Source organism: Tepidicaulis sp., assembly GCF_965222285.1.
Classification (GTDB): domain Bacteria; phylum Pseudomonadota; class Alphaproteobacteria; order Parvibaculales; family Parvibaculaceae; genus Tepidicaulis.
This window is the reverse complement of record NZ_OZ244942.1, coordinates 1,917,936-1,937,870: the sequence shown is the minus strand read 5'-3', so window position 1 is coordinate 1,937,870 and position 19,935 is coordinate 1,917,936. Positions and strand designations below refer to the sequence as shown.

Sequence of the window (19,935 nt, the reverse complement as noted above, 5' to 3'; positions counted from 1 at the left end):
ATGAAAGATCGGGGCCGCGGCATTGCTGCGGCCCCTTTCTTTTGGGTGGTCTCAGGCTCTGCCGGCGGGCAAACTTACCCTTGAGACGAAAAGACCAGCGCAGGGAGGCCGATATGGTGAAGGCGGGATCGTTTGGCCTGCGGATCATCTATGCGCTGCTGTTTGCCGTGACTTTGCGGGCTCCGGCACAGGCCAGCGAAGCGGCACCTGCGCCTGTACTCAGCGAGGCGGTAAAGCGGGAAATCATCCGCGAATTCGTGCTCGCCAATACCGAGTTCACGCTGCTGCACGAATTCGGCCATGCCTTTCTCTATTATTTCGATGTGCCGGTGCTCGGCCATGAGGAAGACGCCGCCGATCAACTGGCGACCATGGTCATGATCCGGAACGCGGATCTGAGCGCCAATCCCGCCGGGGTCAACAAGCTCCTCATGGTCTCGGCGGAATGGCGGCGGGAATGGCTGCATGAGGGGGGATATGGCACGGCCAAACCGGCTTATTGGGACAACCATTCCCTTGCCATTCAACGGTTCTTTAATGTGAATTGCCTCGTGTATGGCGGGAACCCGGTGGAATTCGCCTTCCTGATGGACAGTGAGTACTTACCCGCGGAACGAGGGTTCGTTTGTGAGGATGAGTATAAGGCTGCCGAGAAAGCAGGGCTCTGGATCGAAAAACGTTTCGGGCGGCGGCTGTGGGAGCGGCTTCCTGGTTTCGGCTATGATAAAATTTCTATTCTATACAAAGAGCCGCGGACACCTCTGAGCATCGAGCTGATGGGCTGGATGCGCGAGGAGGGGCTGGCCGAGCACGTGGCTGGCCGTGCCGAAGCCCTTTATGCATGGCCCGAGCCGCTGACGATCCGCTTCGAGGCCTGCCCGGGTAACTCGGACGCTTATTTCAATAACAGGGTGGGGGAGATCGTGGTTTGCCATGAACTCCTGGAGAAGTTTCACGAACTGGCTTTGATTGCGCTGCGTGAAGACCTGCATGAGGTCTGCGCCAATGCCGGGCTGCGCCGGCTTTTCGGGGCGCGGATCGGATGTCCGGCTCCGGCTCCCTAGCGAATCCCTACCTGGCGAGTCCGGCGGGGCGGGATGGAATCAGAAGCCCGCCTGCGGCAAAATGGCGGAGATTCCGGCCCTTGGCAGGCAAAAGGAGGGGTATTTTCCCGGTTTTCCTCTCCGGCGCGACAGGCGGCGCGATAAAAGTGTAAAAAAACGCCGAAAGGCCCCTGAAAACGGGAGATGCGGGGTTGACGGTTCCCAGGGCGCGGAGTAATTTCCGCGCACTTTCGCATCAGGCGGTAGGCCACTTGGCGGCGTTCATCTGGGCCTAGACGCTGACGCACACAACCGAATACGAAGTTTGGCGCACGATCCTAACGGATCCTCTGCTTTTTGGGACACCAGCCAGTCATGTGCTGAGTGTCTCGTTTTCTCGCGCGTTCCTTTGGGTTTTTACCCGCAAGGAATTGCGTGTGACTTGGTGTTTGAACGAACGGAACGGCATATGCCTACGATCAACCAGCTTATTCGTAAGCCGCGCAAAAAGCCGGTGAAGCGCAACAAAGTCCCGGCGATGGAAGCGTGCCCGCAAAAGCGCGGCGTATGCACACGCGTTTATACGACCACACCGAAGAAGCCGAACTCGGCTCTGCGTAAGGTTGCTCGCGTTCGCCTGACAAATGGCTTCGAAGTTTCGAGCTACATTCCCGGTGAGGGGCACAACCTGCAGGAACACTCCGTCGTGATGATCCGCGGCGGCCGTGTGAAGGACTTGCCGGGTGTGCGTTACCACATTCTTCGTGGCGTGCTTGACACGCAGGGTGTTGGCGATCGCCGCCAGCGCCGGTCTAAATATGGCGCTAAGCGGCCGAAGTAAGGAACACAGCTGATGTCTCGACGTCACCGCGCTGAAAAACGTGAAGTGCTCCCGGATCCCAAGTTCGGCGATCTCGTGCTGAGCAAGTTCATGAACAGCCTGATGAAAGACGGCAAGAAGTCCGTCGCTGAAGGTATCGTTTATGGCGCCTTCGATAAGATCCAGTCCAAGGGCGCTGCCGATCCGCTGCAGACGTTCCACGACGCGCTTGAAAATGTCATGCCGCAGATCGAAGTGCGCTCGCGCCGTGTGGGCGGTGCAACGTACCAGGTGCCGGTCGAGGTTCGTCCCGACCGCCGCCGCGCGCTGGCCATTCGCTGGCTGATTTCCGCTGCCCGCGGCCGCAACGAAACGACGATGGTCGATCGCCTGTCCGGCGAGCTGCTGGATGCGGCCAACAATCGCGGTTCTGCCGTCAAGAAGCGTGAAGACACGCACCGGATGGCGGAAGCCAACCGCGCCTTCTCGCACTATCGCTGGTAAAGGATGATCGCCAGATAGGCTGGCGGCTCAAGAGGTTTCATCATGGTTGCTCGCAAGACCAAGCTCGAAGATTATCGTAATATCGGCATCATGGCGCACATCGATGCCGGTAAGACGACGACCACGGAGCGTATTCTCTATTACACCGGTCGCAGCCATAAGATCGGCGAAGTTCATGATGGCGCCGCCACCATGGACTGGATGGAGCAGGAGCAGGAGCGCGGGATCACGATTACCTCCGCTGCGACGACCTGTTTCTGGAAAGATCACCGCATCAACATCATCGACACACCCGGTCACGTGGACTTCACGATTGAAGTGGAGCGTTCGCTGCGCGTGCTCGACGGCGCCGTTGCCGTGTTCGACTCCGTTGCCGGTGTGGAGCCGCAGTCCGAAACCGTGTGGCGCCAGGCGGACAAGTACCGCGTGCCGCGTATGTGCTTCGTGAACAAGATGGACCGTATGGGCGCGGATTTCTTCCGCTGCGTTGACATGATCGTCAACCGTCTCGGTGCCCGTCCGCTGGTTCTGCAGCTGCCGATCGGCTCTGAGTCCGATTATGAAGGCCTGATCGACCTCATCAAGATGCAGGAAATTATCTGGAAAGATGAGAGCCTGGGCGCTGAATACGAATACCGCGATATCCGCGATTCCCTGAAAGAGCAGGCGGACGAATACCGCTCGGCGCTGGTGGAAACCGCCGTCGAAGTCGATGACGCGGTGATGGAAGCTTACCTTGAAGGCAATGAGCCGGATGAAGAAACGCTGAAGCGCTGCATCCGCAAAGGCACCATGGTGCAGGCCTTCGTGCCGGTGCTGAACGGCACGGCCTTCAAGAATAAAGGCGTGCAGCCGCTGCTCGACGCCGTTGTCGACTTCATGCCGTCGCCGCTCGATATCGAAGCCATCAAGGGCGTCGATATGAAGGGTGAGCCGATCGAGCGTCACGCCGACGACAATGAGCCGGCCGCAGCTCTTGCCTTCAAGATCATGAACGATCCCTTCGTGGGCTCGCTGACCTTCGCCCGTATCTACTCGGGCACGTTCACTGCCGGTTCGAGTGTGCTGAACTCCGTGAAGGACAAGCGTGAACGCATCGGCCGTATGCTGCTTATGCATGCCAACAGCCGCGAAGAAATCAAAGAAGCAGCAGCCGGTGACATCGTTGCTTTCGCCGGTCTGAAGGATACGACGACGGGCGACACGCTCTGTGATCCGAACCACGCGGTTATTCTCGAGCGTATGGAATTCCCGGATCCGGTGATCGAAGTTGCCGTCGAACCGAAGACCAAAGCGGACCAGGAAAAGATGGGCATGGCGCTGGCGCGTCTGGCTCAGGAAGATCCGTCCTTCCGCGTTGCCACCGACCACGAAAGCGGTCAGACGATCATCGCCGGCATGGGCGAGCTTCACCTCGATATTCTGGTGGACCGTATGCGCCGCGAATTCAAGGTGGACGCGAATGTTGGTGCGCCGCAGGTGGCCTACCGTGAAACCTTCACCAAGACGGCAGACGTCGACTACACCCACAAGAAGCAGTCGGGTGGTTCGGGTCAGTTCGCCCGCGTGAAGATGACGGTGGAGCCGGGCGAAATCGGTTCGGGTCTCGTCTTCGAAAGCAAGATCGTCGGCGGCTCGGTGCCGAAAGAGTATATCCCCGGCGTGGAGAAGGGCGTTCAGAGCGTTGCCGAGAATGGCGTGCTTGCCGGCTTCCCGCTGATCGACTTCAAAGTCACGCTGACGGACGGCGCCTTCCACGATGTGGACTCCTCCGTTCTCGCCTTCGAGATCGCCTCGCGTGCTGCGATGCGCGAAGTGGCTAAAGATGCCGGCGCGAAACTTCTCGAGCCGGTGATGAAGGTCGAGGTTGTGACGCCTGAAGAGTATATGGGCGATATTATCGGCGACTTGAACAGCCGCCGCGGTCAGATCAACGGCACGGAAGCGCGCGGTATTGCGACCGCGATCACCGCCATGGTGCCGCTGGCCAATATGTTCGGTTACGTGAACACGCTGCGCTCGATGAGCCAGGGACGTGCCCAGTACACCATGCAGTTCGATCATTACGAGCAAGTGCCGCAGAACGTAGCGGACGAAATTCAAGCGAAGCTTGCTTAATAAGTTTGGCAGTTAGTTAGCCCGGAAGGAGCGCCATCATGGCCAAGGAAAAGTTCTCGCGGAACAAGCCGCATTGCAACATCGGGACGATTGGTCACGTTGACCATGGCAAGACGACGCTGACGGCGGCTATTACGAAAGTATTGGCAGAGACGGGCGGTGCGACGTTTTCGGCATATGATCAGATCGACAAGGCGCCTGAAGAGCGCGCCCGCGGTATCACGATCTCGACGGCGCACGTTGAGTACGAGACCGAGAAGCGTCACTACGCTCACGTCGACTGCCCCGGCCACGCCGACTATGTGAAGAACATGATCACGGGCGCGGCGCAGATGGACGGCGCGATCCTGGTTGTGTCGGCTGCCGACGGCCCGATGCCGCAGACGCGCGAGCACATTCTGCTTGCCCGCCAGGTGGGTGTGCCGGCTCTGGTCGTGTTCATGAACAAGGTCGACCAGGTGGACGACGAAGAGCTTCTGGAGCTCGTGGAAATGGAAATCCGCGAACTTCTGTCCTCTTACGACTTCCCGGGCGACGATATTCCGATCATCAAGGGCTCGGCTCTTGCGGCGCTGGACGACAGCAACCCGGCGATCGGCAAGGAAGCCATTCTGAAGCTGATGGAAGCGGTGGATGAGTACATCCCGCAGCCGGAGCGTCCGAAGGATCAGCCGTTCCTGATGCCGATCGAAGACGTGTTCTCGATCTCGGGCCGCGGTACGGTTGTGACGGGCCGCGTTGAGCGCGGGATCATCCATGTTGGCGATGAAATCGAAATCATCGGCATCAAGGACACGAAGAAGACGACCTGCACGGGCGTTGAGATGTTCCGCAAGCTGCTCGACCAGGGCGAAGCGGGCGACAACATCGGTGCGCTCTTGCGCGGTGTCGACCGTGAAGGTGTTGAGCGCGGCCAGGTTCTGGCGGCCCCCGGCTCCATCACGCCGCACACGAAGTTCAAGGCAGAAGCCTACATCCTGACGAAAGAAGAGGGCGGGCGTCATACGCCGTTCTTCACGAACTACCGCCCGCAGTTCTACTTCCGTACGACGGACGTGACGGGTGTTGTTCAGCTTCCGGCAGGCACGGAAATGGTTATGCCGGGCGACAATGTGGAGATGGAAGTCGAGCTTATCGCTCCGATCGCCATGGAAGAGAAGCTGCGCTTCGCTATCCGTGAAGGCGGCCGTACCGTCGGCGCCGGCGTCGTCTCCGCTATCATCGAGTAATCAGGGCAGGCGGCGCCCGGCAACGGGCCCCCTCCACCGGGTAGGCATTAGGAAGAAGCAATGCAGAGCCAAAATATTCGCATCCGGTTGAAGGCGTTCGATCATCGAATTCTGGACACTTCGACGAAGGAAATCGTGAATACCGCAAAGCGCACGGGCGCTCAGGTGCGCGGGCCTATTCCGCTGCCGACCCGCATTGAGAAGTTTACGGTTATTCGTGGTCCTCATATCGACAAGAAGAGCCGTGAACAATTCGAGATCCGCACGCATAAGCGGGTACTCGACATCGTAGATCCGACCCCGCAGACGGTCGATGCGCTTATGAAGCTCGATCTTGCTGCTGGTGTTGATGTTGAGATCAAGCTCTAAGAGCGCGATCTCGGATTAGAAAAAGGATTTCGGACCCATGCGCTCCGGAGTGATTGCACAGAAGTTGGGGATGACCCGCGTATTCACCGAAGACGGCCGGCACGTTCCGGTTACCGTTCTTCGTCTGGATAATTGCCAGGTCGTTTCTCAGCGTACCGAAGACAAACATGGTTATTCCGCCGTTCAGCTCGGTGCTGGCCGGGTGAAGCCGAAAAACGTGAACCGCGCGATGCGGGGTCATTTCGCCGTCGCTCATGTCGAGCCCAAGCGGAAGATGGCCGAGTTCCGCGTGAGCGCCGACAATCTGATCGATGTCGGTTCGGAAATCACCGCCGACCACTTCGTGGCGGGCCAGAAGGTGGACGTTTCCGGCACCTCGATCGGTAAGGGCTTTGCCGGTGCCATGAAGCGGCACAATTTCGGCGGCCTTCGCGCCTCGCACGGCGTGTCCATCAGCCACCGTAGCCATGGTTCCACGGGTCAGTGCCAGGAGCCGGGCCGCGTCTTCAAAGGTAAGAAGATGGCCGGTCACATGGGCTCGGTGCGGGTGACGACGCAGAATCTGGAAATCGTGCAGACGGATGCGGACCGCGGTCTGATCCTGGTGCGCGGCGCCGTTCCCGGCTCCAAAGGCGGCTGGGTCTTCCTGCGCGATGCCGTGAAGCATCCGCTGCCGGAAGGTGTGCCGATGCCGGCTGCGATCCGTGCGGCGAATGGTGGCGCGGCTGCCGAAAGCGCCGAACCGGCCGAAGCAGCTGAAGAGAAAGGTGAAGAGTGATGAAGGCGGATGTAACGACTCTTGAGGCCAAGAAGGCCGGTACGGTCGATCTGCCGGAGGACGTCTTCGGTCTGGAACCGCGGGCCGACCTCTTGCACCGGATGGTGACCTATCAGCTGGCCCGTCAGCAGGCAGGCACGCACAAGTCCAAAGGCCGCTCGGAAGTAGCCGGCAGCACGAAAAAGATCGTGCGCCAGAAGGGCTCGGGCGGGGCACGTCACGGCAACAAGAAAGCCCCGCAGTTCCGCGGCGGCGGCAAGGCCTTCGGTCCGGTTGTGCGCAGCCATGCCGTAAGCCTGCCGAAGAAGATCCGCGCGCTGGCGCTCCGTCACGCTCTTTCGGCCAAAGCGACGGCTGGTGAGTTGGTCATTCTGGAAGACGTCAACATGACGGCGCCGAAGACCAAGACGGTCAAGGAAGCGTTCGGCAAGCTCGGTCTGAACTCGGTTCTGATCATCGACGGCCCGGAGCTGAACGAAAACTTCGCTCTGGCAGCCCGCAACATTCCCCATGTGGATGTGCTGCCGGCTCAGGGCATCAACGTTTATGACATTCTGCGCCGCGACAAGCTGGTCTTGACCAAAGCGGCCCTCGACAGCCTGGAGGCGCGGTTCAAATGAGCGACGCCAAGTATTACGACACCATCGTTTCGCCGCTGATCACCGAAAAAGCCACCATGGCTTCGGAGCAGAACCAGGTGATTTTCCGTGTGCCGCTGGTCGCGACCAAGCCGGAAGTCAAAGAAGCCGTCGAAAAGCTCTTTGGCGTGAAGGTGAAAGCCGTGAACACGCTGCGCCAGAAGGGCAAGACGAAGCGCTTCCGCGGCACCATCGGCCGCCGCAGCGATTTCAAGAAAGCTATCGTGACGCTCGAGGAAGGTTACTCGATCGACGTGACGACGGGCCTTTAAGACTAAGGGAAGAGCTAGAGAACAATGGCACTTAAGAGCTATAAACCTACAAGCCCTGCCCAGCGCGGTCTGGTCCTCGTCGATCGCAGCGCCCTGTGGAAAGGCAAGCCCGTCAAGTCGCTCACCGAAGGGCTGACGAAGAAGGGTGGCCGTAACAATACCGGCCGCATCACAGCCCGGCGCATTGGCGGCGGTCACAAGCGCGCTTACCGCGTGGTGGATTTCAAGCGCCGCAAATACGACGTGGCAGCGACGGTCGAGCGTCTGGAATACGACCCCAACCGCACGGCTTTCATCGCGCTGATCAAATACGAAGACGGCGAGCTGTCCTACATTCTGGCACCGCAGCGTCTGGCGGTCGGCGACCGGGTGATCTCGGGCGAGCGCGTGGACGTGAAGCCGGGCAACGCGATGCCGCTGTCCAGCATTCCGGTCGGCACCATCATCCACAATGTGGAGATGAAGCCGGGCAAGGGCGGCCAGATGGCGCGTTCGGCAGGCACTTACGCGCAGCTCGTGGGCCGCGATCAGGGTTACGCCATTCTGCGCCTCGGCTCCGGTGAGCAGCGTCTCGTCTCCGGCAAGTGCATGGCCTCTATCGGCGCCGTGTCCAACCCGGATCAGGCAAACATTACGCTGGCCAAGGCAGGCCGCAAGCGCTGGCACGGCAAGCGTCCGTCGGTTCGCGGTGTCGCGATGAACCCGATCGATCACCCGCATGGCGGCGGTGAAGGCCGTACCTCGGGTGGCCGTCACCCGGTGACCCCTTGGGGCAAGCCGACCAAGGGCAAGCGGACCCGTTCGAATAAGTCTACGGATAAGTTCATTGTCCGCAGCCGTCACCAGCGCCGGAAGTAAGGGAAACGAAGCATGACTCGTTCTGTTTGGAAGGGCCCGTTTGTAGACGGCTACATGCTGAAGAAGGCCGATGCCGTTCGCGAAGGCGGACGCAAGGAAGTGATCAAAATCTGGAGCCGCCGTTCCACGATCCTTCCGCAATTCGTCGGGCTGACCTTCGGCGTCTATAACGGCCAGAAGCACATTCCGGTGCTCGTGTCGGAAGACATGGTCGGTCACAAGTTCGGTGAATTCGCGCCGTCGCGTACCTATTACGGTCATGCGGCCGACAAGAAAGCGAAGAGGAAGTAAGCGATGGGTAAGCCGTCGAAGCAACGCACGCTCGCCGATAACGAGGCGAAAGCCGTCGGCCGGATGCTGCGGGTGAGCCCTCAGAAGCTCAACCTGGTAGCAGCGATGATCCGCGGGCAGAAAGTGGAAAAGGCGCTGGCCGATCTGACTTTCTCGCGCAAGCGGATTTCGGATGACGTGAAGAAGGTGCTGGCAAGCGCCGTCGCGAACGCAGAAAACAACCACGATCTGGACGTGGACGGCCTGGTCGTCGCCGAAGCCTATGTCGGCAAGAACCTGGTCATGAAGCGCTGGAAGCCGCGGGCACGCGGCCGGGTGGGGCGGATTCAAAAGCCGTTCTCCCAGCTCACGATCGTCGTTCGTCAAGTCGAGGAGTCTGCCTGATGGGACAGAAAATTAATCCGATTGGCCTTCGCCTCGGCATCAACCGTACCTGGGATTCGCGTTGGTTCGCCGATGGCCGCGAATACGGCACGCTTCTTCATGAAGACATCCGTATCCGTGAGTTCCTGCAGAAGGAACTGAAGCAGGCCGGTGTGTCGCGCGTCGTTATCGAACGCCCGCACAAGAAGTGCCGCGTGACCATTCACACCGCCCGTCCGGGCGTGGTGATCGGCAAGAAGGGCGCGGATATCGAGCGCCTGCGCCGCAAGATCGGTGAGATGACGGATTCCGAAGTCCATCTCAACATTCTTGAAGTGCGCAAGCCCGAGATCGACGCGACGCTGGTTGCCGAGAACATCGCGCAGCAGCTGGAACGCCGTGTGGCTTTCCGCCGCGCCATGAAGCGCGCCGTTCAGTCGGCGATGCGGCTCGGTGCCGGGGGCATCCGGATCAATTGCGGGGGCCGTCTCGGCGGCGCTGAAATTGCCCGGACCGAATGGTACCGCGAGGGCCGTGTGCCGCTTCACACGCTGCGTGCGGATATCGATTACGGCGTTGCCACGGCACACACTGCCTACGGCACGATCGGCATCAAAGTTTGGATCTTCAAAGGCGAGATCCTTGAGCACGACCCGATGGCGCAGGAACGTCGCGCGCTTGAAGGTGGAGATGGCGGCCGCCGCCGCGACGCCGGCGCCAACTGATCGGCGAACGGGAAACGAGAGAGTTTGAAAGATGCTGCAACCGAAGCGCACAAAGTTCCGCAAGGCGCATAAGGGCCGCATTCATGGTGTGGCGAAGGGCGGCACTGCGCTCAACTTCGGCGCCTATGGCCTGAAGGCGATGGAACCTGAACGGATCACGTCCCGGCAGATCGAAGCCGCCCGCCGTGCCATCACGCGTCACATGAAGCGTGCCGGCCGTGTGTGGATCCGGATTTTCCCGGATGTGCCGGTCTCCAAGAAGCCGACGGAAGTCCGTATGGGTAAAGGTAAAGGTTCGCCTGAATATTGGGCCGCCCGCGTCAAGCCCGGCCGGATCATGTTCGAAGTGGACGGCGTTCCGCACGATGTGGCGGAAGAAGCCTTGAAGCTGGCAGCGGCAAAACTGCCGATCAAGACACGTTTCGTCAGCCGTCCTGGCGAAGGGGCATAAGCGGGCGTGACGCCCCAAGCGTTAAAGAGAGGATGAGGCCATGAAGGCCAGCGAGCTGAGAGATATGACGCCGGACCAGCTGTCCGATGAGCTGGTGAAGCTCAAGAAAGAGCAGTTCAACCTGCGCTTTCAGGCAGCCAGCGGACAGCTTGAGAACACGTTCCGCGTGCGCCAGGTGCGCAAGGACATTGCGCGAGTTCAGACCGTTCAGCGCGCCCGCGCGCTGGAAGCAGGCAAGGAGTAACCTATGCCGAAACGTATCCTGCAGGGCGTCGTCGTGAGCGACAAGAACGACAAGACCGTCGTCGTCAATGTCGAGCGCCGCTTCATCGATCCGGTTTTGAAGAAAACCGTGCGCCGGTCGAAGCGCTACCACGCGCATGACGAGACGAACACGGTGAAAGAAGGCGAGACCGTTCGCATCCGCGAATGCCCGCCGATTTCGAAGAATAAACGTTGGGAAGTTATTCGAGACGAAGCCTGAAACCCATTTGGGTATCCGGTCTCTCGCTTAAGGTGAAGGGCAGACAGCCATGATTCAGATGCAGACGAACTTGGATGTCGCGGACAATTCGGGCGCTCGTCGCGTTCAGTGCATCAAAGTGCTGGGCGGTTCGAAGAGAAAATATGCCGGCATTGGCGACATTATCGTGGTCAGCGTAAAGGAAGCCATTCCGCGCGGCCGTGTGAAAAAGGGTGATGTGATGAAAGCGGTCGTCGTTCGTACCGCCAAGGACATCCGCCGTCCCGACGGCAGCGTCATCCGTTTCGACCGCAACGCTGCGGTGCTGATTAACAACCAGGGCGAACCGGTGGGGACGCGTATCTTCGGTCCGGTAACCCGCGAGCTGCGTGCGAAGAGCCACATGAAGATCGTTTCGCTCGCGCCGGAGGTGATCTGATGGCTGCGAAGATTAAAAAAGGCGACAAGGTCGTCGTGCTGACAGGCAAAGACAAGGGCAAGCAAGGCCAGGTCATCGGTGTTTTCCCGCAGGAAGACCGGGCGCTTGTTCAAGGGGTCAACATGGTGACGCGGCATGAGCGCGCTTCCCAGACCGGCCCTGGCGGCCTGCAGCGCCGTGAAGCGAAGATTCAGTTGTCGAACCTGGCTTTGGTCGATCCGAAGTCCGGCAAGGCGACGCGGGTAGGGTTCAAGACGCTCGATGACGGGCGCAAGGTTCGGTACGCCAAGGCGTCGGGAGAAGTGATCGATGGCTGATGTGCAAAACAAGCCGCGTCTGAGACAGCAATATGACGATCAGATCCGCGCGCAGCTGCAGGAAAAGTTCAGCTATGCGAACGTGCACGAAGTGCCGCGCCTGGATAAGGTCGTGATCAATATGGGTGTCGGCGAAGCCGTCGCCGATAAGAAGAAGATGGAAGCGGCGGTCGCAGACCTTGCTGCCATCTCCGGTCAGAAGCCGGTCGTAACGCGGGCCAAGAAGTCGGAAGCCGGCTTCAAGATCCGTGACGGCATGGCGATCGGCTGCAAAGTGACGCTGCGCCGTGCCCAGATGTACGAATTTCTGGACCGGCTGGTGAACATCGCGCTGCCGCGCGTGCGTGACTTCCGCGGTCTGAACGGCAAGAGCTTCGACGGCAACGGCAATTACGCCATGGGCCTTCGTGAGCATATCGTTTTCCCCGAAATCGACTACGACAAGGTCGATGAGGTGCGCGGTATGGACATCATCGTCTGCACCACGGCAAAGACGGATGACGAAGCACGGGAGTTGTTGAAGGGCTTCAATTTCCCCTTCATCAAATAATTTTGGACACGGGTCCGCAATGCGGTCATCGGAGGTTTAAGTGGCTAAGAAGAGCGCCATTGAAAAGAATATGAAACGTCAGAAGCTGGTCGCGCGCTATGCAAACAAGCGCGAAAAGCTTAAGGCGGTTGCGAGTGATAAGTCGCTTTCGGCCGAGGAGCGCTTTCAGGCGCAGCTCGACCTTGCGAAACTGCCGCGCAACTCGGCCAAGGTTCGCATTCGCAATCGCTGCGATGTGACCGGACGCCCGCGCGCTTATTACCGCAAACTGCGTATGTCACGTATTGCGCTCAGGGAGCTGGGGTCGAATGGCCTGGTCCCGGGGCTTGTGAAGTCGAGCTGGTAAGGAGGGCGATCGCATGACAATGACCGATCCGCTCGGAGATATGCTCACGCGTATCCGTAATGCCCAAATGCGGGGCAAGTCGACGGTTTCCACGCCGGCTTCCAAACTGCGTGGCTGGGTTCTGGACGTTCTTGAAGCCGAAGGGTTCATTCGCGGGTATACCCGTGTGGACCATGGCGGCGGTAAATCTGAATTTGAGGTGCACCTGAAGTATCATGAAGGCCATCCGGTCATTCATGAAATTCAGCGGGTTTCGACGCCTGGCCGCCGGGTCTATTCCTCGGCGCGGGGCATTCCTGCGGTGCGCAACGGCCTCGGCGTTTCGATCCTGTCGACGCCTAAAGGTGTGATGTCTGACGCGTCGGCGCGCGAAAACAATGTCGGCGGCGAGGTTCTGTGCCGCGTCTTCTAAGACGGCGGAACAGACTAACGGATCAAGGAAGCGAAAACGATGTCGCGAATTGGTAAACTACCCATCACCGTCCCGAACGGCGTGACTGTGAACATCGACGGGCAGAACGTGGCGGTGAAGGGCCCGAAGGGTCAGCTTTCGCTCACGCTGGTGGACGAAGTATCGATCTCGCAGGGCGAAGACGGCATCGCCGTCGCTCCGCGCGACGACAGCAAGCGGGCCCGCTCCATGTGGGGCATGCAGCGCACGCTGGTGCAGAACCTGGTTGACGGTGTGGCGGAAGGGTTCAAAAAGAACCTGGAAATCACCGGCGTCGGCTACCGTGCGCAGGCTCAGGGCCAGAAACTGCAGCTGGCTCTTGGTTTTAGCCACGATGTGGTTTACGAGGTGCCGGAAGGTGTTCAGGTGGCAACGCCGAAGCCGACCGAAATCGAAATTACCGGGATCGACAAGCAGAAGGTCGGCCAGGTCGCGGCAGAAATTCGCGGATACCGCCCGCCGGAGCCTTACAAAGGCAAGGGTGTGCGTTATTCGGACGAATACATCTTCCGTAAGGAAGGCAAGAAGAAGTAACGAGAGCCATGAGCAAGCAGCAACGCAATCTGAACGAGCGGCGGAAACAGCGCAATCGCGCCCGTTTGCGCAAAATGTCGAATGGTCGCCTGCGGCTGTCCGTCTTCCGGTCGTCGAAGCATATTTATGCCCAGGTCATCGATGACACGAAGGGCGTAACGCTGGCTTCGGCCTCGACGCTGGAAAAAGACTTCACAGCTAAGGGTGCGGACCAGGCGGCTGCAGCCGAGATCGGTAAACTGGTCGCCAAGCGCGCGCTGGAAGCCGGTGTGAAGGAAGTGGTTTTCGACCGTGGCGGTTACATCTACCACGGCCGTGTGAAGGCCCTTGCCGACGCTGCCCGCGAGGGCGGCCTGAGCTTCTAAGGTCTCAATTCAAAGGACGAGCAAAGTGGCACGTAAGGACAACCGGGAAGAGCGCGATAGCGAATTTGTGGACAAGCTGGTCCATATCAACCGCGTCGCAAAGGTGGTGAAGGGCGGCCGGCGTTTCGGTTTCGCAGCTCTCGTCGTCGTAGGCGACCAGAAGGGCCGGGTCGGTTTCGGTCATGGCAAGGCGCGCGAAGTGCCGGAAGCTATCCGTAAGGCGACGGAATCGGCAAAGCGCAACATGTTGCGCGTGCCGCTGCGCGAAGGGCGCACGCTGCACCACGATATCGAAGGCCGTCATGGCGCGGGCCGTGTGGTTCTGCGTTCGGCGCCTCCCGGTACCGGGATCATCGCAGGCGGTCCGATGCGCGCCGTGTTCGAAACGCTCGGCGTTCAGGACGTGGTTGCCAAGTCGCTCGGCTCCTCGAATCCCTATAACATGGTTCGCGCAACCTTCGATGCGTTGTCGCTGGAGCAGAGCCCGCGCATGGTTGCTTCGCGCCGGGGCAAGAAAGTTTCTGACATTGTTGGCCGCCGCAGCGATGGTGCTGGCGAAGCGCTGGCAAGCGAGTAAGCCTGAGCGAGGATTAGACCGATGGCAGCCAAGAAGTCCACTCTTACGGTCCAGCAGATCGCTAGCCCGATCCGGCGCAAGCCCGATCAGCGGCAGACGTTGATCGGCCTCGGGCTCAACAAAATGCACAAGACCTCCGTGCTGGAAGATACGCCTTCCGTGCGCGGCATGGTCAACAAGGTCGCACACTTGGTGCGGATCGTCGAAGAATCGTAAACCGCGTCAGCGGCGAGGACAGAGAAATGAAGCTCAATCAGCTTTCCGATAACGAAGGTGCCCGTAAGTCCCGTATGCGTGTGGGCCGCGGTATCGGTTCCGGCAAGGGCAAGACCGGCGGCCGGGGCGTCAAGGGTCAGAAATCCCGTTCGGGCGTGGCCATCAAAGGGTATGAAGGCGGTCAGACGGCTCTGCACCGGCGCCTGCCGAAGCGCGGCTTCAACGTGCCTTCGCCGAAGGAATATAACGAGGTCAATCTGGGCCGCGTGCAGACCGCCATCGATGCCGGCAAGCTCGATGCGAATGCACCGGTGACGGGTGAAGCTCTTCAGGCTGCCGGCGTGATCCGCCGGGTCAAGAAGGACGGCGTGCGTCTTCTGGCCAAGGGCGAGCTGAAAGCCAAGGTGAATTTCGATATCGCCGGTGCCTCCAAGGGCGCCATCGAGGCGGTTGAGAAAGCGGGCGGCAGCGTCAAGGTTGCTCCGAAACCGGAAGCTTCCGAATAATTCCAAGAAATTAGGGCAGGCATCGACCTGCCCTTTGCCTGGAGCGGCATGATATGGCATCAGCGGCGGAACAGCTGGCGGCAAATCTGAATTTCTCTGCCTTTGCCAAGGCGGAGGAACTCAAGAAGCGGCTTTGGTTTACGCTCGGCGCGCTGATCATTTACCGGCTCGGTACTTACATTCCGCTCCCCGGCATCGACCCTGCGGCGCTGGCTCAGGTCTTCCAGCAGCAGCAGAGCGGCCTGCTCGGCGTCTTCAACATGTTCTCGGGCGGGGCGGTCGGCCGTATGGCGATCTTCGCGCTGACGATCATGCCCTACATTTCCGCGTCGATTATCATTCAGTTGATGACGACGGTGAGCCCGCATCTGGCGCAGCTCAAGAAGGAAGGTGAGCAGGGCCGCAAGCAGATTACCCAGTATACACGCTACGGCACGGTGCTTCTGGCCACGATGCAGGGCTACGGCATTGCCGTGGGTCTGGAAGGGGCAGGCAATGTGGTGCTTGATCCGGGGCTCTTCTTCCGCGCGAGCACAGTCATTACGCTGGTGGGCGGCACCGTCTTTCTGATGTGGCTGGGTGAGCAGATCACGGCGCGCGGCGTCGGTAACGGGATTTCACTGATTATTTTCGCCGGTATCGTCGCCGAGCTTCCTGCCGCGCTGGTGGGCACGTTGGAGCTTGGCCGTGAAGGCGCGATTTCTACGGCACTGATCCTCTTCCTGTTGGTCATGGTGGTGGGCGTCATCGCAGCCATCGTCTTCATGGAGCGGGCGCAGCGGCGGCTCATCGTGCAATATCCCAAGCGCCAGGTCGGCATGAAGATTTACGGCGGCGACAGCTCACATCTGCCGCTGAAACTGAATACGGCCGGCGTCATTCCGCCGATCTTCGCCTCGTCTATTCTGCTGCTGCCGATCACGCTTGCGAATTTCACGCAAGGGCAGGGTCCCGGCTGGCTGAACACGGTGACGGCGCTGCTCGGCCATGGTCAGCCGCTCTATATGGCGCTTTATGCGGCCGGCATCATTTTCTTCTGTTTTTTCTATACGGCGATTGTTTTCAATCCCGAGGATACGGCGGAAAACCTGCGCAAATATGGCGGGTTCATTCCCGGTATCCGTCCCGGCAAGCGCACGGCGGAATATATCGACTACGTGCTGACCCGTCTGACCGTGGTGGGCGCCGGCTATATTACGCTTGTCTGCCTCTTGCCTGAAATTCTGATTTCGCAATACAGCGTGCCGTTCTATTTCGGCGGTACGTCTCTTCTGATTGTCGTGAGCGTGACCATGGATACGGTCGCCCAGATCCAGAGCCATCTGCTTGCGCATCAGTATGAAGGACTCATCAAGAAGTCCAAGCTCAGGGGAAGCCGTCGATGAAGTTGATTTTCTTGGGCCCTCCCGGCGCGGGCAAGGGGACGCAAGCCCAGCGTATCCAGGAGAGCCACGGGCTCGTGCAATTGTCGACGGGCGACATGCTGCGCGCCGCCGTTGCCGCGGGCACGGAAGTGGGTAAAAAAGCCGAAGCGATCATGGCGCGCGGCGATCTGGTGCCGGACGAGGTTGTTGTCCGCATCATTTCCGAGCGCACCGAGCAGGCGGATTGCAAAAACGGCTATATTCTGGACGGTTTTCCGCGGAATGTGGCCCAGGCCGAGGCGCTGGACGAGATGCTGGCCGGTCGCGGCGAGGCGCTCGATGCCGTAATCGAGCTGAAAGTTGACGACAAGATTCTGCTGTCCCGGATCGAAACCCGGGCAGCCGAGACCGCCGGGGGCGCCCGCGCGGATGATAATGCCGAAGCGCTGAAAAAGCGGCTTGGGGTTTATCATGAACAAACCGCGCCGCTGATCGACTATTACGGGAAAAAAGGCATTCTCCGGTCGGTCGACGGCATGAAATCGATTGACGATGTCACGGCTGAAATCGAGGCCGTGCTCAAACTGTAGAAGAAACGCAGGAACTGCTGCCTAAGCGGTTGACTGGATTGGGGTAATTCCTATAATCCCGGCCTCCGTAGCAACAGTTCCAGGCAGATTTTCGGTTGCTTAACGAAAAATGGCGGAATTCCGGCATTTTTCGGCAAACCCGGGTGCTGCTTGGTGCTGGTTTTTGGCTTGCGATTCCTCGGATTAGGAGAGACAACGTGGCTCGTATCGCTGGCGTCAACATCCCGACCAATAAGCGGGTCGTGATCGCGCTTCAATATATTCACGGCATCGGTGCCAAACATTCGGCCGATATCTGTGAGAAAGTTGGTATTGCCCCTGAGCGCCGCGTGAACGAACTCACCGACGCCGAGGTGATCCAGATCCGTGAAACGATCGACGCCGGGTACACCGTGGAAGGTGACCTGCGCCGTGAGACGGCCATGAACATCAAGCGTCTGATGGACCTGGGCTGCTATCGCGGCTTGCGGCATCGCCGCGGTCTTCCGGTTCGCGGCCAGCGCACGCACACCAATGCGCGCACCCGCAAAGGCCCGGCAAAAGCTATTGCCGGCAAGAAGAAGTAATCACGCGGGTTTTCCGCAAGCGACGAAGGTTAAGAGATGGCCAAGGAAAAAGCACGCGTCAAACGCCGGGAACGGAAGAACATCACCTCTGGCGTGGCCCATGTGAATTCCTCCTTCAACAACACGATGATCACGATCACGGATGCCCAGGGCAACGCGATTTCGTGGTCCTCTTCCGGCGCCATGGGTTTCAAAGGCAGCCGTAAGTCCACGCCGTTCGCGGCGCAGGTTGCGGCTGAAGACGCCGGCAAGAAAGCTGCCGAGCACGGCATGAAGACCCTGGAAGTGGAAGTTTGCGGTCCGGGCGGCGGGCGCGAGTCCGCGTTGCGCGCACTGCAGGCAGCCGGTTTCGTGATCACGTCGATCCGCGACGTGACGCCGATCCCGCATAATGGCTGCCGTCCGCCCAAGCGCCGGCGCGTTTAATATGAAGCGCTGCGGCCGCGGGCTGCAGCGCTGGATCGAACGGGCAGGGAATGCTGCCCAGGGTGTTTGATCGAAACCCCGAAAAACGGCACGAGGTTGCACAAGTGATCCAGAAGAATTGGGAAGAATTGATCAAGCCGGCCAAGCTTGAAGTTCAGCCGGGCCACGACCCGAAGCGTCAGGCGACGGTGGTTGCAGAACCGCTCGAGCGCGGCTTCGGCATGACCCTTGGCAACTCGCTGCGCCGGGTGCTGATGTCCTCGCTGCAGGGCTCTGCGGTGACGGCGGTGCATATCGACGGTGTGCTGCACGAGTTCTCCTCGATCGCCGGTGTACGCGAAGACGTCACCGACGTGATCCTGAACATCAAGAAGATGTCGCTCAAGCTGCATGCGGAAGGTCCGAAGCGCATGAGCCTCGTGAAAACGGGCCCCGGCATCGTGACGGCAGGGGACATCGAAGCGGGCGCGGATATCGACATTCTGGACCCGAACCATGCGCTGCTGACCCTCGATGAGGGGGCGGAAATCCGTATGGAATTCACGGTCAACACGGGCAAGGGCTATGTTGCCGCCGAGCGCAACCGCCCGGAAGATGCGCCGATCGGCCTGATCCCGGTCGACAGCCTTTACAGCCCCGTGCAGCGCGTCTCTTACAAGGTCGAAAACACCCGCGAAGGTCAGGTGCTCGACTATGACAAGCTGACCATGCAGATTGAGACCGACGGCTCGCTGACGCCGGACGATGCGCTTGCCTATGCGGCCCGCATTCTCCAGGACCAGCTGCAGATCTTCGTAAATTTCGAAGAGCCCAAGGAAGCCGTGGTCGAAGACCGCCGTCCGGAGCTGGAATTCAACCCGGCGCTTCTGAAGAAGGTGGACGAGCTGGAACTTTCGGTCCGGTCGGCCAACTGCCTGAAGAACGACAACATCGTTTATATCGGCGATCTCATTCAGAAGACGGAAGCGGAAATGCTCCGCACGCCGAACTTCGGCCGTAAGTCCTTGAACGAAATCAAGGAAGTGCTGGCGCAGATGGGCCTGCATCTCGGCATGGAAGTGCCGAACTGGCCGCCGGAAAATATCGACGATCTGGCCAAGCGTTTCGAAGATCAGTATTAAGTTTGACATGCCGCGCCGTGAGGCGCCGTAGATTGAAGAGCAGGAGACAGTCATGCGCCACGGGAAAGCCGGCCGCAAGCTCAACAGAACAGCTAGCCACCGTAAGGCGTTGCTCGCCAATATGGCCGTTGCGCTGATCAAGCACGAGCAGATCGTGACCACGTTGCCGAAAGCCAAAGAGCTTCGCCCCTATGTGGAGAAGCTGGTGACGCTCGGCAAGCGCGGCGATCTGCATGCGCGCCGTCAGGCCTATTCGCAGCTGCCGGACCAGAAATGGGCCGCCAAGCTCTTCGACGAACTGGGTCCGCGCTACAAAGAGCGCCAGGGCGGCTACACGCGTGTTCTGAAAGCCGGTTTCCGTCATGGCGACAATGCGCCGATGGCTGTCATCGAATTCGTCGACCGTGATGAGACCGCCCGCGGGCAGGATTCGGGTCCCGTGATCATGGATGACGAGGATGCCGCAGCTTAAAGGCCGCCGGTGACTTAAGTCTTCGAGAAACAAAGGGCAGAGCTTCGGCTTCTGCCCTTTTGTTTTGGATAAACCGGATATTTCAGGAATCTGGCTGGATCGTAACTTGCGCAAGGTCCGGCCTTTGCCAAAATACCGGCGTGGGCCAAAATACCCTCGACGAGGGGGCCGCC

The 19,935-nt window shown here is 59.8% G+C and carries 32 protein-coding genes; all 32 read left to right on the top strand.

Annotation, left to right across the window (positions count from 1 at the left end; translation table 11 throughout):
• Positions 1-113: 113 nt before the first annotated feature.
• The 32 genes from ACOQOT_RS09250 (at position 114) to rplQ (ending at position 19,762) form a co-directional block, all read left to right on the top strand.
• Positions 114-1,064 carry a DUF4344 domain-containing metallopeptidase gene (locus ACOQOT_RS09250; RefSeq protein ID WP_420559005.1) on the top strand — a complete coding sequence of 317 codons (951 nt, stop codon included), beginning with the start codon at positions 114-116 and terminating at the stop codon, positions 1,062-1,064.
• 448 nt (positions 1,065-1,512) lie between these two features.
• A complete protein-coding gene (gene rpsL, locus ACOQOT_RS09245) occupies positions 1,513-1,884 on the top strand; it encodes a 30S ribosomal protein S12 (RefSeq protein WP_045449717.1) in 372 nt (123 codons plus the stop codon).
• 12 nt (positions 1,885-1,896) lie between these two features.
• Complete coding sequence (gene rpsG, locus ACOQOT_RS09240; RefSeq protein ID WP_420559004.1) at positions 1,897-2,367, top strand: 30S ribosomal protein S7; 471 nt, start codon at positions 1,897-1,899, stop codon at positions 2,365-2,367.
• Positions 2,368-2,409: 42 nt separating this feature from the next.
• Positions 2,410-4,485 (top strand): elongation factor G, encoded by a 2,076-nt coding sequence (fusA, locus tag ACOQOT_RS09235; protein WP_420559003.1) that lies wholly within the window; start codon positions 2,410-2,412, stop codon positions 4,483-4,485.
• 38 nt (positions 4,486-4,523) lie between these two features.
• Positions 4,524-5,714, top strand: a complete 1,191-nt coding sequence (tuf, locus tag ACOQOT_RS09230) for an elongation factor Tu (RefSeq protein WP_420559002.1) — start codon at positions 4,524-4,526, stop codon at positions 5,712-5,714.
• Between the two features lie 60 nt (positions 5,715-5,774).
• Positions 5,775-6,083 (top strand): 30S ribosomal protein S10, encoded by a 309-nt coding sequence (gene rpsJ / locus ACOQOT_RS09225; RefSeq protein WP_045448991.1) that lies wholly within the window; start codon positions 5,775-5,777, stop codon positions 6,081-6,083.
• Between the two features lie 37 nt (positions 6,084-6,120).
• Positions 6,121-6,861: a 50S ribosomal protein L3 gene (rplC, locus tag ACOQOT_RS09220; protein WP_420559001.1), complete on the top strand. Its 741-nt coding sequence runs from the start codon at positions 6,121-6,123 to the stop codon at positions 6,859-6,861.
• Positions 6,861-7,481: a 50S ribosomal protein L4 gene (gene rplD, locus ACOQOT_RS09215; RefSeq protein WP_420559000.1), complete on the top strand. Its 621-nt coding sequence runs from the start codon at positions 6,861-6,863 to the stop codon at positions 7,479-7,481. The genes rplC and rplD overlap by 1 nt, the downstream gene beginning before the upstream one ends.
• A complete protein-coding gene (locus ACOQOT_RS09210; RefSeq protein WP_420558999.1) occupies positions 7,478-7,771 on the top strand; it encodes a 50S ribosomal protein L23 in 294 nt (97 codons plus the stop codon). The genes rplD and ACOQOT_RS09210 overlap by 4 nt, the downstream gene beginning before the upstream one ends.
• A gap of 24 nt (positions 7,772-7,795) precedes the next feature.
• A complete protein-coding gene (rplB, locus tag ACOQOT_RS09205) occupies positions 7,796-8,629 on the top strand; it encodes a 50S ribosomal protein L2 (protein ID WP_420558998.1) in 834 nt (277 codons plus the stop codon).
• 12 nt (positions 8,630-8,641) lie between these two features.
• Entirely contained in the window at positions 8,642-8,920 is a 279-nt protein-coding gene (gene rpsS, locus ACOQOT_RS09200; protein WP_420558997.1) for a 30S ribosomal protein S19, read from the top strand.
• A 3-nt stretch (positions 8,921-8,923) separates the two neighbouring features.
• Positions 8,924-9,304, top strand: coding sequence for a 50S ribosomal protein L22 (gene rplV, locus ACOQOT_RS09195; RefSeq protein ID WP_420558996.1), 381 nt, complete (start codon positions 8,924-8,926; stop codon positions 9,302-9,304).
• The gene (gene rpsC / locus ACOQOT_RS09190) at positions 9,304-10,008 is read left to right on the top strand and encodes a 30S ribosomal protein S3 (RefSeq protein ID WP_045448975.1); all 705 of its coding nucleotides are present in this window, start codon (positions 9,304-9,306) and stop codon (positions 10,006-10,008) included. Before rplV ends, rpsC begins: the two co-directional genes overlap by 1 nt.
• Positions 10,009-10,039: 31 nt before the next feature.
• The gene (gene rplP, locus ACOQOT_RS09185; RefSeq protein ID WP_045448973.1) at positions 10,040-10,459 is read left to right on the top strand and encodes a 50S ribosomal protein L16; all 420 of its coding nucleotides are present in this window, start codon (positions 10,040-10,042) and stop codon (positions 10,457-10,459) included.
• Between the two features lie 40 nt (positions 10,460-10,499).
• Positions 10,500-10,703 carry a 50S ribosomal protein L29 gene (gene rpmC / locus ACOQOT_RS09180; RefSeq protein ID WP_045448971.1) on the top strand — a complete coding sequence of 68 codons (204 nt, stop codon included), beginning with the start codon at positions 10,500-10,502 and terminating at the stop codon, positions 10,701-10,703.
• A 3-nt stretch (positions 10,704-10,706) separates the two neighbouring features.
• Entirely contained in the window at positions 10,707-10,943 is a 237-nt protein-coding gene (rpsQ, locus tag ACOQOT_RS09175; RefSeq protein WP_420558995.1) for a 30S ribosomal protein S17, read from the top strand.
• Positions 10,944-10,992: 49 nt separating this feature from the next.
• The gene (gene rplN / locus ACOQOT_RS09170; protein ID WP_045448967.1) at positions 10,993-11,361 is read left to right on the top strand and encodes a 50S ribosomal protein L14; all 369 of its coding nucleotides are present in this window, start codon (positions 10,993-10,995) and stop codon (positions 11,359-11,361) included.
• Positions 11,361-11,678: a 50S ribosomal protein L24 gene (gene rplX / locus ACOQOT_RS09165; protein ID WP_420558994.1), complete on the top strand. Its 318-nt coding sequence runs from the start codon at positions 11,361-11,363 to the stop codon at positions 11,676-11,678. The genes rplN and rplX overlap by 1 nt, the downstream gene beginning before the upstream one ends.
• Positions 11,671-12,228: a 50S ribosomal protein L5 gene (gene rplE, locus ACOQOT_RS09160; protein ID WP_420558993.1), complete on the top strand. Its 558-nt coding sequence runs from the start codon at positions 11,671-11,673 to the stop codon at positions 12,226-12,228. The genes rplX and rplE overlap by 8 nt, the downstream gene beginning before the upstream one ends.
• 40 nt (positions 12,229-12,268) lie before the next feature.
• Positions 12,269-12,574, top strand: coding sequence for a 30S ribosomal protein S14 (gene rpsN / locus ACOQOT_RS09155; protein ID WP_045448959.1), 306 nt, complete (start codon positions 12,269-12,271; stop codon positions 12,572-12,574).
• Between the two features lie 13 nt (positions 12,575-12,587).
• On the top strand, positions 12,588-12,986 hold the full coding sequence (gene rpsH, locus ACOQOT_RS09150) for a 30S ribosomal protein S8 (protein ID WP_420558992.1): 399 nt from the start codon (positions 12,588-12,590) through the stop codon (positions 12,984-12,986).
• A 39-nt stretch (positions 12,987-13,025) separates the two neighbouring features.
• Positions 13,026-13,559, top strand: a complete 534-nt coding sequence (gene rplF, locus ACOQOT_RS09145) for a 50S ribosomal protein L6 (protein WP_420558991.1) — start codon at positions 13,026-13,028, stop codon at positions 13,557-13,559.
• Between the two features lie 8 nt (positions 13,560-13,567).
• The gene (rplR, locus tag ACOQOT_RS09140) at positions 13,568-13,924 is read left to right on the top strand and encodes a 50S ribosomal protein L18 (protein WP_420558990.1); all 357 of its coding nucleotides are present in this window, start codon (positions 13,568-13,570) and stop codon (positions 13,922-13,924) included.
• A 7-nt stretch (positions 13,925-13,931) separates the two neighbouring features.
• A complete protein-coding gene (rpsE, locus tag ACOQOT_RS09135; RefSeq protein WP_045448950.1) occupies positions 13,932-14,501 on the top strand; it encodes a 30S ribosomal protein S5 in 570 nt (189 codons plus the stop codon).
• Positions 14,502-14,522: 21 nt separating this feature from the next.
• Complete coding sequence (rpmD, locus tag ACOQOT_RS09130; protein ID WP_045448948.1) at positions 14,523-14,717, top strand: 50S ribosomal protein L30; 195 nt, start codon at positions 14,523-14,525, stop codon at positions 14,715-14,717.
• Positions 14,718-14,743: 26 nt separating this feature from the next.
• Positions 14,744-15,223 (top strand): 50S ribosomal protein L15, encoded by a 480-nt coding sequence (gene rplO / locus ACOQOT_RS09125; RefSeq protein ID WP_045448946.1) that lies wholly within the window; start codon positions 14,744-14,746, stop codon positions 15,221-15,223.
• Positions 15,224-15,276: 53 nt separating this feature from the next.
• On the top strand, positions 15,277-16,608 hold the full coding sequence (secY, locus tag ACOQOT_RS09120; protein WP_420558989.1) for a preprotein translocase subunit SecY: 1,332 nt from the start codon (positions 15,277-15,279) through the stop codon (positions 16,606-16,608).
• Complete coding sequence (locus ACOQOT_RS09115; RefSeq protein WP_420558988.1) at positions 16,605-17,177, top strand: adenylate kinase; 573 nt, start codon at positions 16,605-16,607, stop codon at positions 17,175-17,177. The genes secY and ACOQOT_RS09115 overlap by 4 nt, the downstream gene beginning before the upstream one ends.
• 197 nt (positions 17,178-17,374) lie before the next feature.
• Positions 17,375-17,743 carry a 30S ribosomal protein S13 gene (rpsM, locus tag ACOQOT_RS09110; RefSeq protein ID WP_045448940.1) on the top strand — a complete coding sequence of 123 codons (369 nt, stop codon included), beginning with the start codon at positions 17,375-17,377 and terminating at the stop codon, positions 17,741-17,743.
• 36 nt (positions 17,744-17,779) lie between these two features.
• On the top strand, positions 17,780-18,169 hold the full coding sequence (gene rpsK / locus ACOQOT_RS09105) for a 30S ribosomal protein S11 (protein ID WP_420558987.1): 390 nt from the start codon (positions 17,780-17,782) through the stop codon (positions 18,167-18,169).
• Positions 18,170-18,219: 50 nt separating this feature from the next.
• The gene (locus tag ACOQOT_RS09100) at positions 18,220-19,290 is read left to right on the top strand and encodes a DNA-directed RNA polymerase subunit alpha (RefSeq protein WP_420558986.1); all 1,071 of its coding nucleotides are present in this window, start codon (positions 18,220-18,222) and stop codon (positions 19,288-19,290) included.
• Between the two features lie 52 nt (positions 19,291-19,342).
• Positions 19,343-19,762: a 50S ribosomal protein L17 gene (gene rplQ / locus ACOQOT_RS09095; RefSeq protein WP_045448932.1), complete on the top strand. Its 420-nt coding sequence runs from the start codon at positions 19,343-19,345 to the stop codon at positions 19,760-19,762.
• Positions 19,763-19,935: the final 173 nt, after the last annotated feature.

What these genes read in the sequence shown, in the direction of transcription:
- ACOQOT_RS09250 (WP_420559005.1), top strand. Translation starts at nt 114, where the DNA reads ATGGTGAAGGCGGGATCGTTTGGCCTGCGGATCATCTATGCGCTGCTG.
- rpsL (WP_045449717.1), top strand. Translation starts at nt 1,513, where the DNA reads ATGCCTACGATCAACCAGCTTATTCGTAAGCCGCGCAAAAAGCCGGTG.
- rpsG (WP_420559004.1), top strand. Translation starts at nt 1,897, where the DNA reads ATGTCTCGACGTCACCGCGCTGAAAAACGTGAAGTGCTCCCGGATCCC.
- fusA (WP_420559003.1), top strand. Translation starts at nt 2,410, where the DNA reads ATGGTTGCTCGCAAGACCAAGCTCGAAGATTATCGTAATATCGGCATC.
- tuf (WP_420559002.1), top strand. Translation starts at nt 4,524, where the DNA reads ATGGCCAAGGAAAAGTTCTCGCGGAACAAGCCGCATTGCAACATCGGG.
- rpsJ (WP_045448991.1), top strand. Translation starts at nt 5,775, where the DNA reads ATGCAGAGCCAAAATATTCGCATCCGGTTGAAGGCGTTCGATCATCGA.
- rplC (WP_420559001.1), top strand. Translation starts at nt 6,121, where the DNA reads ATGCGCTCCGGAGTGATTGCACAGAAGTTGGGGATGACCCGCGTATTC.
- rplD (WP_420559000.1), top strand. Translation starts at nt 6,861, where the DNA reads ATGAAGGCGGATGTAACGACTCTTGAGGCCAAGAAGGCCGGTACGGTC.
- ACOQOT_RS09210 (WP_420558999.1), top strand. Translation starts at nt 7,478, where the DNA reads ATGAGCGACGCCAAGTATTACGACACCATCGTTTCGCCGCTGATCACC.
- rplB (WP_420558998.1), top strand. Translation starts at nt 7,796, where the DNA reads ATGGCACTTAAGAGCTATAAACCTACAAGCCCTGCCCAGCGCGGTCTG.
- rpsS (WP_420558997.1), top strand. Translation starts at nt 8,642, where the DNA reads ATGACTCGTTCTGTTTGGAAGGGCCCGTTTGTAGACGGCTACATGCTG.
- rplV (WP_420558996.1), top strand. Translation starts at nt 8,924, where the DNA reads ATGGGTAAGCCGTCGAAGCAACGCACGCTCGCCGATAACGAGGCGAAA.
- rpsC (WP_045448975.1), top strand. Translation starts at nt 9,304, where the DNA reads ATGGGACAGAAAATTAATCCGATTGGCCTTCGCCTCGGCATCAACCGT.
- rplP (WP_045448973.1), top strand. Translation starts at nt 10,040, where the DNA reads ATGCTGCAACCGAAGCGCACAAAGTTCCGCAAGGCGCATAAGGGCCGC.
- rpmC (WP_045448971.1), top strand. Translation starts at nt 10,500, where the DNA reads ATGAAGGCCAGCGAGCTGAGAGATATGACGCCGGACCAGCTGTCCGAT.
- rpsQ (WP_420558995.1), top strand. Translation starts at nt 10,707, where the DNA reads ATGCCGAAACGTATCCTGCAGGGCGTCGTCGTGAGCGACAAGAACGAC.
- rplN (WP_045448967.1), top strand. Translation starts at nt 10,993, where the DNA reads ATGATTCAGATGCAGACGAACTTGGATGTCGCGGACAATTCGGGCGCT.
- rplX (WP_420558994.1), top strand. Translation starts at nt 11,361, where the DNA reads ATGGCTGCGAAGATTAAAAAAGGCGACAAGGTCGTCGTGCTGACAGGC.
- rplE (WP_420558993.1), top strand. Translation starts at nt 11,671, where the DNA reads ATGGCTGATGTGCAAAACAAGCCGCGTCTGAGACAGCAATATGACGAT.
- rpsH (WP_420558992.1), top strand. Translation starts at nt 12,588, where the DNA reads ATGACAATGACCGATCCGCTCGGAGATATGCTCACGCGTATCCGTAAT.
- rplF (WP_420558991.1), top strand. Translation starts at nt 13,026, where the DNA reads ATGTCGCGAATTGGTAAACTACCCATCACCGTCCCGAACGGCGTGACT.
- rplR (WP_420558990.1), top strand. Translation starts at nt 13,568, where the DNA reads ATGAGCAAGCAGCAACGCAATCTGAACGAGCGGCGGAAACAGCGCAAT.
- rpmD (WP_045448948.1), top strand. Translation starts at nt 14,523, where the DNA reads ATGGCAGCCAAGAAGTCCACTCTTACGGTCCAGCAGATCGCTAGCCCG.
- rplO (WP_045448946.1), top strand. Translation starts at nt 14,744, where the DNA reads ATGAAGCTCAATCAGCTTTCCGATAACGAAGGTGCCCGTAAGTCCCGT.
- secY (WP_420558989.1), top strand. Translation starts at nt 15,277, where the DNA reads ATGGCATCAGCGGCGGAACAGCTGGCGGCAAATCTGAATTTCTCTGCC.
- ACOQOT_RS09115 (WP_420558988.1), top strand. Translation starts at nt 16,605, where the DNA reads ATGAAGTTGATTTTCTTGGGCCCTCCCGGCGCGGGCAAGGGGACGCAA.
- rpsK (WP_420558987.1), top strand. Translation starts at nt 17,780, where the DNA reads ATGGCCAAGGAAAAAGCACGCGTCAAACGCCGGGAACGGAAGAACATC.
- ACOQOT_RS09100 (WP_420558986.1), top strand. Translation starts at nt 18,220, where the DNA reads ATGCTGCCCAGGGTGTTTGATCGAAACCCCGAAAAACGGCACGAGGTT.
- rplQ (WP_045448932.1), top strand. Translation starts at nt 19,343, where the DNA reads ATGCGCCACGGGAAAGCCGGCCGCAAGCTCAACAGAACAGCTAGCCAC.